11 protein-coding genes are annotated in these 13,544 nt (G+C 58.6%); 7 read left to right on the top strand and 4 right to left on the bottom strand.

Translation table 11 applies throughout. The features are described from left to right. Positions 1–234: 234 nt before the first annotated feature. Positions 235–1,191, bottom strand: coding sequence for a universal stress protein UspE (gene uspE, locus F3I15_RS00680; RefSeq protein WP_071668843.1), 957 nt, complete (start codon positions 1,189–1,191; stop codon positions 235–237). 118 nt (positions 1,192–1,309) lie between these two features. Further along, positions 1,310–2,062, bottom strand: coding sequence for an FNR family transcription factor (locus tag F3I15_RS00675; RefSeq protein ID WP_150016176.1), 753 nt, complete (start codon positions 2,060–2,062; stop codon positions 1,310–1,312). Between the two features lie 251 nt (positions 2,063–2,313). On the opposite strand from F3I15_RS00675, the gene smrA reads away from it, so the two are divergent. Continuing rightward, entirely contained in the window at positions 2,314–2,877 is a 564-nt protein-coding gene (gene smrA / locus F3I15_RS00670; protein ID WP_150016620.1) for a DNA endonuclease SmrA, read from the top strand. On the opposite strand, the gene F3I15_RS00665 is transcribed toward smrA, so the two are convergent. Then, on the bottom strand, positions 2,874–3,794 hold the full coding sequence (locus F3I15_RS00665; RefSeq protein ID WP_150016175.1) for a LysR substrate-binding domain-containing protein: 921 nt from the start codon (positions 3,792–3,794) through the stop codon (positions 2,874–2,876). The genes smrA and F3I15_RS00665 overlap by 4 nt on opposite strands. Positions 3,795–4,114: 320 nt before the next feature. Between F3I15_RS00665 and F3I15_RS00660 the strand changes: the two genes are divergently transcribed. The 4 genes from F3I15_RS00660 (at position 4,115) to F3I15_RS00645 (ending at position 10,596) form a co-directional block, all read left to right on the top strand. Beyond that, complete coding sequence (locus tag F3I15_RS00660; RefSeq protein WP_150016174.1) at positions 4,115–5,449, top strand: aromatic acid/H+ symport family MFS transporter; 1,335 nt, start codon at positions 4,115–4,117, stop codon at positions 5,447–5,449. Between the two features lie 88 nt (positions 5,450–5,537). Then, on the top strand, positions 5,538–6,881 hold the full coding sequence (locus F3I15_RS00655; protein WP_150016173.1) for a VOC family protein: 1,344 nt from the start codon (positions 5,538–5,540) through the stop codon (positions 6,879–6,881). A gap of 363 nt (positions 6,882–7,244) precedes the next feature. Beyond that, the gene (locus tag F3I15_RS00650; RefSeq protein WP_150016172.1) at positions 7,245–8,768 is read left to right on the top strand and encodes a carboxylesterase/lipase family protein; all 1,524 of its coding nucleotides are present in this window, start codon (positions 7,245–7,247) and stop codon (positions 8,766–8,768) included. A gap of 157 nt (positions 8,769–8,925) precedes the next feature. Then, complete coding sequence (locus tag F3I15_RS00645) at positions 8,926–10,596, top strand: methyl-accepting chemotaxis protein (RefSeq protein WP_150016171.1); 1,671 nt, start codon at positions 8,926–8,928, stop codon at positions 10,594–10,596. Here F3I15_RS00645 and F3I15_RS00640 read toward each other — a convergent pair. After that, positions 10,593–11,435, bottom strand: coding sequence for a LysR substrate-binding domain-containing protein (locus F3I15_RS00640; RefSeq protein WP_150016170.1), 843 nt, complete (start codon positions 11,433–11,435; stop codon positions 10,593–10,595). The genes F3I15_RS00645 and F3I15_RS00640 overlap by 4 nt on opposite strands. A gap of 128 nt (positions 11,436–11,563) precedes the next feature. Between F3I15_RS00640 and F3I15_RS00635 the strand changes: the two genes are divergently transcribed. Next, the gene (locus tag F3I15_RS00635) at positions 11,564–12,730 is read left to right on the top strand and encodes a methionine aminotransferase (RefSeq protein WP_150016169.1); all 1,167 of its coding nucleotides are present in this window, start codon (positions 11,564–11,566) and stop codon (positions 12,728–12,730) included. Between the two features lie 13 nt (positions 12,731–12,743). Next, positions 12,744–13,529: a transporter substrate-binding domain-containing protein gene (locus F3I15_RS00630; protein ID WP_150016168.1), complete on the top strand. Its 786-nt coding sequence runs from the start codon at positions 12,744–12,746 to the stop codon at positions 13,527–13,529. Positions 13,530–13,544: the final 15 nt, after the last annotated feature.

The raw sequence follows: 13,544 nt of genomic DNA, 5'->3' as shown, positions 1-13,544 counted from the left end.
AGCCGCTGATTATTGCATGTAATAATCAGCCTGTCTCAGCCAATTTAGCGTGAATGCCATATGGATGCATGTCTCTTTTTGCGGCAATATTTTTTCTGAAATCGCGGATGCGTCTATCGGGCAGTTAAGCGCGTAGCCCGCTCAGGCTACGCGCTGCGGTATAGGATGTTGTTAAGCGGGGTAATGGTTCAGGACGAGAATAATCATGCAGGGGCGCCGCAGCGCCCGTGACGGTTAATCCTCTTCATCTTCCTCATCATCACGATCGACCGGCGATTTAAAATCATCCGGCTTGATGGCCAGTAAATCACAGCGCAGATGATCGATAACCTGCTCAGCGGTGTTGCCGAGAAAGGCCGCCGAGAGGCCGGTACGGCCTATCGTACCGAGCACGACAATACCGGCATCCAGCTGTGAAGCGATATCGGGGATCACCTCTTCCGGCAGCCCTTTAGCGACGTGAGTAAACTCTTCACCAATAGAGAATTTCTGTCGCAGCGCTTTCATCGCCACCAGATGCTGACCGCGGATAGCGTCGTTATAGACGCTGGGATCAAAATCGGGCAGCTCAATGGCGATATTAATCGGCGTAACCGGATAAGCGCCCACCAGATGAACTTCGGTGTGGTTTACCATCTCCGCCAGACGTGCGGTCTCGCGGATCAGTTTCTGATTCAGCTCATCATGATGCGGCTCTTCGCTGGCGAGGTTTACCGCCACTACGGCTTTGCCGCCTTCCGGCCACGGCTGATCTTTTACCATCCACACCGGGCAGGGACATTTACGCAGCAGATGCCAGTCGGTTGGGGTAAAAATAACCGACTCCAGCCGGTCATGCTGGTGTGCCATTTTCAGTACCAGATCGTGATTGTGCGCCAGCACTTCCTGAATAATTGCTTCAAAAGGGCGGTTGTGCCAGACCACTTTGATTTCAATATCCACGCCGGCATCCAGATAGGCCTGCGCCTGCTCACGGATCCACTCGGTGCGCTGGCTAATCACCCCTTTGCGCATATTCGTGCGCTCATCAGGCGAAAGCAGGGTGGTCATTTCATAGGAGAAATCATAGATGGGCAGAAATGCTTTAATTTTTCCGCCGATGCGTTGATTCAGATAAACCGCGCGACGCAGCGCCGGCTGATCGTCCTGCTGAGGATCGATCGCGACCAGAACATGTTGGTAACGGGACATAGCGCACTCTCCTTAGACCCAGGCCATTTGGAATAAAGATAGCCTAAGTTCCGGGCGTGCAGAAGCGGAAAAGGTGTAGCCGGATCAATAAAATAACAATTACTGACCCGGCTGCGCCTCAGGCGGGTTGCTCCGACTGACCCGCCAGCTCAGAGAGCAGGGCGTGATCTTCAATAGTGATATATTTGCCTTTGACGGCCAGCATGCCGCTTTTCTGGAAGCGCCCCAGCAGGCGGCTGATGGTTTCAACCGTCAGTCCCAGATAGTTACCGATATCGCCACGCGTCATGGTCAGCCGGAACTCGCGCTGCGAAAAGCCGCGCTGGCCAAAGCGCCGCGAAAGATTCCAGATAAAGGCGGCCAGCCGCTCTTCAGCATTTTTTCTGGAGAGCAGCATAATCATATCCTGATCGCCTTTAATCTCTCCGCTCATCAGACGCATCATCTGCTGACGCAGTGCGGGCATTTTGCCTGACAGATCGTCCAGCGTCTCAAAAGGAATTTCGCAGACCATGGCCGTTTCCAGCGCCTGTGCGAAGCCCGGGTGCTTAGCGTTAACGATGGCGTCAAACCCGACCAGATCGCCCGCCAGATGAAAGCCGGTGATCTGCTCGTCGCCCTGTTCGGTAATGGTATAACTCTTGATAGTGCCGGAGCGAATGGCGTACAGCGACTTCAGTTCGTCACCCGCCTTGAATAATGTCTGGCCTTTCTGAATCGGCTTTTTACGTTCGATGATGTTGTCCAGCTGATCAAGCTCATGCTCATTCAGTGTGAAAGGAATACACAACTGGCTGATACTGCAATCCTGACAGTGGATCGCACATCCGCCAGACTGAATACGTCGAATGCTGCGTTTATCCTGGATCATATCTGTACGCTCGATGATTATTGACTGCTGTCAATTTTACCATTTTTCTCCCTGCTGTGAATGTATGCAGGCTGGATCTGGCACAAAAACCTTACAAATATTGGGTATTCGCTCAATTGATGATATCCGCGCTGCGCAACAGCATCCTGCCTCTGCTGTTCAGACCTTTTACCCCGTACGGCAACCTTTGCTATTCTTCAGTTTTATCGGTATGCCGTGCGCATATGCTTAATCGGGTATGGGGAAACATGATGAACCTTGATGATGAAGACCTGTTCCGCGATGCCATGGGGGATGTCACACCCCTGAAAGATTGTGCCAATACGCAGTGGCTGCGTGCGCCCTCCACTAAAGCGCCACGGGCTGTGCCGCCGGAGAGCGAAGAGAACTTTCTTACGCGCGGTTTTCTGGAGATTGTTCCGCTCACGTCACCGCTGGAGTACCGGGCAGAAGGCATTCAGCAGGGCGTCGTGGATAAAGTGCGGCTGGGCAAATATCCGCTGGAGGCCAGCCTGAATCTGCTGCGTCAGCCGGTGGAGACCTGCCGCCAGTCGCTGTTCAGTTTTATGCAGGAAGCGCGCCGCCAGGGGCTGCGTAATTTACTGATTATTCACGGTAAAGGGCGTGATGACGAGTCGCATGCCAACATTGTGCGCAGTTATCTGGCGCGCTGGCTGCAGCAGTTTGATGAGGTGCAGAGCTTCTGTACCGCACAGCCGCAGCACGGCGGTGCGGGCGCGCTTTATGTGAGTTTGCGAAAAACTGAACAGGCGCGGCTCGACAACCGCGAGCGGCATGCAAAGCGCAGCCGCTAATGGTGAAACTTGCGGATCGTGGCGATCAGCACTTCGGCGCTGAGGCTGAGCGGATAGCCGCTGCGGGTAATAATCCCTACCGGTTCGCCCGGACCGGGTGAGGCGAGCGGCAGCGCATGCAGGGCATGGTGTTCAAGATCCTCTTTCACCGCGCCAGAAGGAACAAACCAGACATAGTCGTAGCGCAGCGCCAGCTGGCGGGCAAGGGAGGTAGAGGAGGTTTCCACGCAGTCCGGAGGCAAACTGCAGCTCTGCTCATCCAGCATGTGCTGAGCGATGCGCCGCGGCGCGGTGCCTTCCGGCGAAATCACCACCGGCCACTGCATGGCGCGGGACAGTGTGACATTGTCACTTAAAAGCGGATGTTCCGGCCTGACGACCAGCTTCAGCGACTCCAGGAACAGCAGCTCATAACTCAATCCCGCCATCATTTCACTGCTGGCCATACGGCCAATGCCGACATCAAATTCACCGGCGCGCAGTCCGGCCAGCAGCACGTTGTTATGCAGCGTAGCCACCTGTACCGTGGTGTTTGGCTGCTGCTCATGAAAGCGATCCAGAATCTGCGGTAACATACCCATTGCTGCCGTGGTCAGCGCTCCGAGCCGGATAATTACCGGCCGTCCCGGTGCCGGCGCGTTAAAGCTTTGCGCAGCATGATTCAGCGCGTCCAGCACTTTTACGGCGTAAACCAGAAACTGTTCGCCCGCCGTGGTCAGCTGCGCGCCCGAACGCCCGCGATCCAGCAGGCGCGCGCCTGCCAGCTCTTCAAGCTCATTCAGGGTCTTGGAGAGCGCAGGCTGGCTCAGGCTGAGCGTCTCTGCCGCGCGCCCCAGCGTTCCCTGTTGCGCGACGGCGACGAAAGCGTGCAGATGGCGCAGGCGAATGCGCTGGCTGAAAACCGAGTTTTTATCCATAAGGTCAACCTAATCCGTAAGGGCTGGCAAGAGCAACCAGCAAAAATGCGATCTGTTAACTTAATTGCAAAATGAATTTAACAAAAGTCTTTTCATCCACAGCCTCTCTTAACCCCTTGTTTTTGCGACCTGCTCCCGGCTGGCTGAAAAGCGGTTTTTGCAAAAGTATGTTTTATCAGAGGCTTAAATCGTTCTGTTTCTGAGTGAAACAGGGGTAATGTGAAAAAATTGTGCAGCGCAGGGTTAACGATGGGCTATCATATCCGCCGCTTTTTTTACCAAAACTGATGACCTTTTTGCTGAACAGCAGGAGTTAAACCGTGACCAGCGCCGAAGCCGTAGATGTTCGCCAGTTAATCAATCGTCATGCGCTGAGCCGCTGGCAAAAACGGCTTATCGCGCTCTGCTTTGTGATTGTGGCACTGGACGGTATGGATATTGCGCTGATGGGGTTTATTGCGCCCGCGCTAAAAGCAGGCTGGGGCGTAACAAACCATCAGCTGGGTATGGTGATCAGCGCCGCGCTGATTGGTCTGGCGCTGGGGGCGATGGTGGCCGGGCCGCTGGCCGATCGCTACGGACGCCGCATCATGATCCTGCTCAGCGTGCTCTTTTTTGGGCTCTGGACGCTGGCCACCGCGCTGGCGCAGAACATCGAGCAGATGATGCTGTTTCGCTTTCTGACCGGACTGGGGCTGGGTGCCGCCATGCCCAACGTGAGCACGCTGGTGGCGGAATATGCTCCTGAACGTCGCCGATCTTTTATTATCACCGTGGTCTTTTGCGGCTTCACCTTTGGCGCAGCGGCTGGCGGATTTGCAGCGTCCTGGCTGCTGCCGCGCTACAGCTGGCACGCGGTGTTAATGATGGGCGGTATTTTGCCGCTGCTGGTGCTGCCCTGGCTGCTGTATGGCCTGCCGGAGTCGGTGCGTTTCCTTATTCACCAGCGCGCGCCGGCGGCGCGTATACACGCGATCCTTGAGCGTATGCTGCCCGGCGAGGTGGCGCCAGGCAGCCGCTATCACGCCAGTGAAGCTCTGAACGTGCGGCGCGGCGCGATAGCCACCGTGGTATCGGAGTCCTATCTGTTTGGCAGCCTGATGCTCTGGGGCGGCTATTTTATGGGACTGTTTCTGGTCTACCTTATTGGCAGCTGGCTGCCGTCGCTTATCAACACGCTGGGGATGTCGCTCACCGAGGCCGCAATTGTCACGGCCATGTATCAGGCGGGCGGCACGCTGGGGTCGCTGTTTGCCGGCTGGCTGATGGACCGCATGAACGCCAGTCTTGCGCTGGCAACCATCTACTTCTGCGGCGGCCTTGCGATAGTTGCGCTCGGCTTCTCTCCGGCGCAGGTCGGATTGATGAGCGCGATCGCGTTCTGCAGCGGCTTCTGTTTTAACGGCGCCAATACCGGCATGAATGCGCTCTCCGCACACTTCTATCCCACGCACGCCCGCGCCACCGGCTCAGGCTGGATGCACGGCGTGGGTCGTATCGGTGCGATTCTCAGCGCGTTTGCCGGCGCAGAGTTGCTGACGCTGGGCTGGGCGTTCAGCCAGATTTTCCTGCTGCTGGCGATACCGGCCGTGCTGACAACCCTGATGCTGGTGCTCAAGTACCGCTTTGCCGATCCCAAACCGGGCGTGGAGTGACAGGGCGATCACACTTCAGGGAAAATTTTACCTGCGCTGCGTGCCTTGATTTAGAGTAACAGCACTGTTCCGGCTCAGGACCCCTGTTATGGAAAATTTTCTCAGCTCTGATGCGATCCGTACGCTATTTTCACAGGCCATGTCGGCCATGTATCAGCAGGAAGTGCCGCAGTATGGCGCGCTGACGCAGCTGGTCAGCGCGGTTAATGAACGCACCCTGGAAGCGAATCCCGCGCTGAAAGATCGGCTGGCGGCGGCGGATGAGCTGGCGCGGCTGAGCGTTGAACGCCATGGCGCTATCCGGGTCGGGACGGCCGCCGAGCTCTCCCTGCTGCGGGAGATGTTTGCCGTGATGGGCATGGAGCCGGTGGGCTATTACGATCTCTCCCAGGCGGGCGTACCGGTTCACTCCACGGCTTTCCGGCCCGTGAGCGAGGCTGCGCTGCGCCGCAATCCGTTTCGCGTTTTCACATCGCTGCTGCGTCCTGAACTGATTGACGATCCGGCGCTGCACGCCCGCGCGATGGCGATACTCGGCGCGCGTGATATCTTTACGCCCGGCTGCCGCAGGCTTATCCGGCGTCATCAGGAGCAGGGCGGCCTCAATGCCAGAGACGCAGCAGCGTTTGTCAGCGAGGCGCTGGAAACGTTCCGCTGGCATGCGCAGACTACGGTGGACAGCAAAACCTATCATGCGCTGAGCCAGCAGCACCGGCTGATCGCTGACGTTGTCTGCTTCCGCGGCTGCCACATTAACCATCTGACCCCGCGCACGCTGGATATCGATCGCGTGCAGGCGCTGATGCCGTCGCGCGGTATTGAGCCAAAAGTGCTGATTGAAGGCCCGCCGCGGCGCCAGGTTCCGATCCTGCTGCGGCAGACCAGCTTTAAAGCGCTGGAAGAGGCGGTGCATTTCAGTGACGGTACGCCGGGCACGCACACGGCGCGCTTCGGCGAGATAGAGCAGCGCGGTGCGGCGCTGACCCCGGCCGGACGGGCCCTCTATGACCGGCTGCTGGCTGCCGCTGGCTCCGGCAGCGATAATGCGCAGCATCAGCAGCGCCTCAGTGAGGTATTTCGTGATTTCCCCGATGATGAAGAGACGCTGCGCGAGCAGCAGCTCGCCTGGTTCCGCTATCGTCTGACGGAGCGCGGTGAACAGCAGCCTCCGCGCGCCGGAGAGAGCGTGTCAGCCCTGCTGCAGGCCGGCCGGCTGCAGGCAGAACCTATCGTGTATGAAGATTTTCTGCCGGTCAGCGCGGCGGGCATATTTCAGTCTAATCTGGGTAATGCGGTAACAACGCGCGAGGCGGGTCACGCCAGTCAGGCAGCGTTTGAAGCGGCGCTGGGTGCGTCAGTAAAAGATGAGATGGCGCTCTATGCGCAGATGCAGCAACGCAGTCTGATTCGCTGCGGAATTCATGAGGGATGACAGAGAGCCGGTCAGCGAAATCAGCGATGATTTCAGCAGCCGGCGATTTTTTATCATTATAATGGCAGACGCGTATACGGATACGCTTCTGCTCAGCGGCGCCGTTCAGAACGGTTACGCTTTTTCCCCGATGTAAGCCTGGTATTCGATCAAATCCGCCCGTTCAGGATGAAACTCATCTGACCTGCCGGATTCAGCCCCGCCACAATAGACCAAACAGCCTGCCAACAGTAAGCCAAAATATTTGATGATCTCGTTCAGCGATCCGGGTCATGTTTCGGCATAATCTGCAAATGCTTTAAGAACATAGACATTTATCAGGTCGCTGCAAATAATGAGGCACGCTTTATCAGGGAACCCGATATGAAAAATGAACCGCGTCTGAGGATCAAGACAGCAGAAGGCGAGCTCAGCGGCCTGATGGATGATGACATCTATGTTTTCAAGGGGATACCTTATGCTGCGCCGCCGACAGGCGCGCTACGCTGGCGGCCGCCTCAGCCGGTTACCCCCTGGCAAACCGCACGCGACGCGACCGCGTGGGGAGCGGCAAGCTGGCAAAATCGCGCATATTGCATCGGCATCGGTGGCGGCGATCCGGGCACATTCAGTGAGGATTGCTTATATCTCAATATCTGGACCCCCGATCCTGAGCCTGGCGCACCGCTGCCGGTGATGGTCTGGCTGCACGGTGGTGGTTTCACCCTCGGTGCCGGCAGCCTGGAGCCTTATCAGGGTAAAGCGCTGGCCGCACAGGGCGTGGTGGTGGTCACCCTTAACTACCGGCTGGGCCACCTTGGTTTTTTCTCACATCCGGCGCTGGATGCGCAGTATAAGGCGGGCGCAACCGTCAATAACTTTGCGCTGCTCGACCAGATAGCCGCACTGCAGTGGATCCAGCGCAATATTCCCGCCTTTGGCGGCAACCGTCACAACATCACCTTATTTGGCGAATCGTCCGGCGCCCGCAGCGTGCTCTCTCTCTGCTGTTCACCGCTGGCAGAAGGGCTGTTTCACAAAGGCATCGTCCAGAGCAGCTACAGTCTGCCCGATCTGACGCAGCAGCAGGCGCGGCAGAAGGGAACAGAGGTCGCCGCCCATTTCGGACTGCCGGAGAACGCAACGGCAGAACAGCTGCGCGCGCTGCCCGGCGATGCATTCTGGTCACTGGCGCAGCCGCTGGCGCCGGGACCGGTGGCGATCAGCGGGGATGCCGTGCTGCCAAAGCCGATGCTCGATACCTTTATCGCCGGCCGGCAGCATCGCGTGCCGCTGCTGATTGGCAGCAACAGCGATGAAGCGAGCGTACTCAACTATTTTGGTGTCGACGCGCGCGGCGTGCTGCTGCAGATGCGCGAAAAGAACCGCTTCACCTATCGTTTGCTGAAATGGTTATACGACATTCATGATGATGCGCTGCTGGGACGCGCGGTGGCACGCGATATGGCATTTACCGTCATGCCGCTGCTGGTCGCGCAGTCGCAGTCCGGTACCGGCATGCCCGTCTGGCGCTACTGGTTTGACTATGTTTCTGAAAATGCACGCGATCTCTATCCGCACGGCGCCTGGCACGGTAATGAAATCCCCTATGTGTTTAACGCGCTGGAGACGCTGCCGCCGCCCGATAACCGGCCTTATACTGCCGCGGACAAAACTCTGGCGGCAGAGATAAGCGCATACTGGGTGGCGTTTGCCAGAGATGCCACTGAATTCAGCTATCGCCTGCGCGGCCGCAATGAAACGGAGTGGCCTGTCTGGCGCACCGGAGAGGATGTCACGCTCGCGTTTGGTGACCAGGGCCGTGCAGCTACCGTGTTAAAAAAGCGCTTTATGCGCCGCCGTTTGCGCCTGTTCCGGCTGATGATGCGCAGCCACGTGCAGCTGTGATCCCGGCAGCAGAGTGGCGCACGATCGCGTTGTTCCCCCCGCTGCGCTGGCGCTTATTTAGCTTACAAAACGGTTACATTTTCCCTGCCTGCTGCCGATAACCGCAATATGCCCGATTTTATCGGGCGATAACGCGTATCAATCCAGGGGAACAGGTATGGGTATTTTTAAAAATTTTACGATTCGCGCGGTTTTACTGGCGCTGCTCGGGCTGTTTTGCCTGCTGTGGTGCGGCGTCGGTCTGTTCAGCGTTTATGCGCTGAATTCGCTGGGGAAAGGCAATGAGGTTGATCGCCAGCTGGTCAATCAGATGACGGTGCTGAGCAAAGGTAACGATCAATATTTTCGGGTAGTAACGCGTCTGTCGCGCGTGATGGAGAGCCGTACCGCCGGCGCGGCAATCAGCACAGAGGCCTTTGTCCCCGTTGAGCAGGCGCTCAGCAGCATGAAAGCGCAGCTGGATCAGTTTAAAGCGATGGCACCCGGCCCGATGGATCCGGCAACAGCGCAGAGCGTGATCAACAGCTGGCAGAAATTGCTGGATGAGGGCATTGCGCCGCAGGTCGCGCTGGCGCGTCAGGGCACGCCTGAAGCGTATAAAGCGCAGGCGACCGGCGTGACGCCGGCGCTGAGCCGTGCGTTTGGCGCTACTGCGGAAATCTTTAATCAGTCCGCGGGCAGTAAGCTGGATGCAACCCGGGTCACGGTAGACCGGCTGACAGGCATGACCAAAGTCATCATTGTGATGGCGGTGGCGGCAGGTCTGCTGATCCTGCTGTTTACGGACAGGTATCTGGTGAGCATGCTGGTCAGGCCGCTGGCGCGGATCCGCGAGCACTTTACGCTGATCGCGCAGGGCGACCTCAGCCAGCCAATGGAGGATGCAGGCCGCAACTGCGTGGGCAAACTGATACCGCTGCTGCGCGCCATGCAGGAGAGCCTGCGTGATGCCGTCAGCGCTATCCGCAGCGGGACAGATAATATCTACCGCGGCGCGTCGGAAATTTCCGCCGGCAACAATGACCTCTCTTCACGCACCGAAGAGCAGGCGGCCGCGCTGGAACAGACCGCGGCCAGCATGGAGCAACTCACCGCGACGGTAAAACTCAACGCCGATAACGCCCGTCAGGCCAGCGCGCTGGCAGAGACCGCGACCGGAACCGCGCAGCAGGGCGGTCAGCTGGTAGGCGAAGTGGTTGCCACGATGCAGGGCATTTCCGGCAGCTCGAAGAAGATTGCTGAGATTACCAGCGTCATTAACAGCATCGCTTTCCAGACCAATATTCTGGCGCTCAATGCCGCCGTTGAAGCGGCGCGTGCCGGTGAGCAGGGGCGCGGCTTTGCCGTGGTGGCCAGCGAGGTGCGCAATCTGGCACAGCGCAGCGCCGGAGCCGCAAAAGAGATTGCCAGCCTGATTGCCGACTCGGTGGAGCGAGTGGACAAAGGCTCCGTGCTGGTGAGCAGCGCCGGCACCACGATGGATCAGATCCTGACGTCCGTGCAGGATGTCAGCGAAATTATGAAGCAGATCGCCGCAGCCTCCGAAGAGCAGAGCAAAGGGATCTCGCAGGTTGGCACCGCGGTGACGGAGATGGACAGCGTGACGCAGCAGAACGCCTCGCTGGTTGAGCAGGTCTCTGCGGCGGCGAGCGCGCTGGAGCGGCAGACGGAAGCGCTGCAGCTCTCCGTCGCGCGTTTCCGCCTCTCTGCCACCGCGCCGGTTCATCATGCGCCGCCGGTTTCCGCTGCTCCGCTGCGTCGTCCGGCGCTGGCTGGCGCTGCCCCGGCGGGGAAACCTGCAGCCAGTGAGGAGTGGGTCGCTTTTTAAGAGCTGCTGAGCCACGACACCAGCTCAGCAAGCAGCGGCGGGGCGCGCGTATCCTGACGCTGCAGTAAACTGTACGCCGCCCCGGTTGCCACGCTGCCGGGGAACGGCGTCACCAGACGCTGCGCCCGCAGATCGTTTTCAATCAGCGTGATATCCGCCACCGTAATACCAAACCCCTGTATTGCCGCACTGATCGCGAGATCCATCGTGGCAAAATGCTGATTACGCTGCATCACCAGCTCAATCCGCTGCTGCTGCAGCCAGTGCTGCCAGTCACGCCGGTCTGGCGTCGGATGCAGAAACGTCAGCGCGCTCATCTCTTCAATTCGCTGCGGGATCGCCATCCCGGCGGCCAGCACCGGCGTCAGACGCTCATCAAACAGCCGCAGCGCATCGGGTGGCGGCAGACCATAAACAATCGCCGCATCAAACTCCTCCAGCTGCGAGAGATGCTCCTGGGTCGTGGTCAGCGCGACATGCGTTGCCGGGTAGCGCTGTTCAAACGCAATCAGGCGCGGGAGCAGCCAGCGCATAATACAGCTGGGCGCTTTCAGCCGCAGCGTCTGCGACGGCTGGCGCGCCCGTTCCGTTACCGCCAGCAGCTGCTGATAGCTCTGCTGCAGCTCCGGCAGCAGCGCCGCGCCGCGTTCAGTCAGCCGCAGGCCGCGCGCATGGCGCTGAAACAGCGCAAAGCCCAGCCAGTTTTCCAGCGTGGCAATTTTGCGGCTTACCGCACTCTGCGTCAGGCACAGCTCGCGCGCCGCATGCGTCAGATTAAGACAGCGCGCCGTTACCAGAAACGCGTTAATCGCCGCCAGGGGAGGGGCAGAACAGGCCATAACATCCTCAGCTATGCAATTTTCTCATGGCTATTATGACGACAATTCGCTTGTCGTCTCAAGGCGCTATGCGTTGAATAGCGTTCTGATCCCTCAATCTTACTCTGCCAGTCAGCGAGGCCGCAGCAATGAGCATCACCACGCCAGTTTCTCTCTGTTCAAAACAGCCCGATGTGGGCACCACGATCTTCAGCGTGATCGGTCAGCTCTCGGCCCGCCATCAGGCGATTAACCTGTCGCAGGGCGCGCCCAATTTTCCCTGCGATCCGCTGCTGGTGGAGCTGGTGGCGCAGGCGATGCGCGATGGCCAGAATCAGTACGCGCCGATGACCGGCCTGCCGGCGCTGAAAAACGCGCTGGCGGAAAAAGTGCACACGCTTTATGGCCAGCATTATGATGCTGACAGCGAAGTGCTGATCACCGGCAGCGCCAGCCAGGGACTCTATATGGCGATTTCAGCTCTGGTGCATGCAGGCGATGAAGTGATTTTTTTTGAGCCAGCCTTCGACAGCTATGCGCCGGTGGTGCGCCTGCAGGGCGCCACGCCGGTAGGGATCAAGCTGCAGCAGCCCGATTTTGCCATTAACTGGGATGAGGTGCGCGCCCGTCTCTCACCGCGTACCCGCATGATCATCATTAACACGCCGCATAACCCGACCGGACAGGTGCTGACGCCGGCAGACCTGAGCGCGCTGGCGCAGCTGACGCGCAACACCGATATTATTGTGCTGTCAGATGAGGTGTATGAGCATATTCTGTTTGATGGCCGTCAGCATTGCGGTATGGCGACCCATCCGGAACTGGCGCAGCGCAGCGTTATCGTCTCGTCGTTTGGCAAAACCTTTCACGTCACCGGCTGGCGGGTTGGCTACGCGCTGGCACCGGCTGCGATCATGGCAGAAATCGTCAAGATCCATCAGTTCATGATGTACGCGGCAGACACGCCGATGCAGGCGGGGTTTGCCCGCTATCTTGCGCAGCCGGAGCACTATCTGCAGCTCGCTGCGCTCTATCAGGCAAAGCGCGACCGGCTGGCCACGCTGCTGCAGGCGTCACCGTTCAGGCTGCTGCCCGCCAGCGGATCCTTTTTTATGCTGGCGAGCTTTCGCGATTTCAGTGACGAGAGCGACAGCGAAATGGTAAAACGTCTTATCGTTGATTACGGCGTGGCGACCATTCCGCTCTCAGCGTTTTATTCAGATGGCACCGATAACCGATTAATCCGTCTTTCGTTTGCAAAAGATGACGCCACACTTGAGGCGGGCGCAGCTGCGCTCTGCCGGGTTACAGGGTAAAAGAGGATATATAATGAAAAAACTGAACGCGCTGTTTATTGCACTGGGCATGATCGCATCGGCACAGACGCTGGCGCAGACCAGCCTGCGCTATGGCGTGGAGTCACAATACCCGCCGTTTGAGAGCCGCAACGCGCACGGCGAGCTGGAAGGCTTTGATATTGAGCTGGGTAACGCCATCTGTAAAACCGGCAACTTCACTTGCAGCTGGGTGGAGAGCAGCTTCGATGCGCTGATCCCGGCGCTGCAGGCGAAAAAGTTTGATGCGATTAACTCCGCGATGAACATCACCGAGGCGCGGGCAAAAAGCATCGATTTCACCAAGCCGATTTACCGTATTCCCAGCATGCTGATTGTGAAAGCGGGCGAGAAGCTGCAGCCTTCAGCAGATGCGCTGAAAGGCAAATCGGTCGGCGTGCTGCAGGGCTCTATTCAGGAGACCTATGCGAAGAAACACTGGGAGCCTCAGGGCGTGACGGTAACGTCCTATCAGGATCAGAATCAGGTCTATAACGATATGGTCGCCGGTCGTCTGGACGGCACGCTGGTGATGTCGGCGGCCGGGCAGTCCGGCTTCCTGGACAAGCCGCAGGGGAAAGGTTTTGCCTTTGCCGGCGGGCCGGTTGAGGATGACGCCATCCTGGGCACCGGTATCGGTTATGGACTGCGCAAGGGCGACAGCCAGCTGAAAACGGCGCTGGATGAAGCTATCAGCAAGGTTCAGGCGGACGGCACCGTGACCCGGCTGGCAGCCAAATATTTTCCGGGCATCGACGTGACCGCCAGCAAACAGCCCTGATAAAGAGCGGGCAGG

The sequence above is a fragment of the Pantoea sp. M_9 genome, from assembly GCF_008631385.1.
GTDB classification, from domain to species: Bacteria; Pseudomonadota; Gammaproteobacteria; order Enterobacterales; family Enterobacteriaceae; genus Pantoea; species Pantoea eucrina.
The sequence above is the reverse complement of the archived record's forward strand: the minus strand, read 5'-3'. Positions and strand labels throughout refer to the sequence as shown.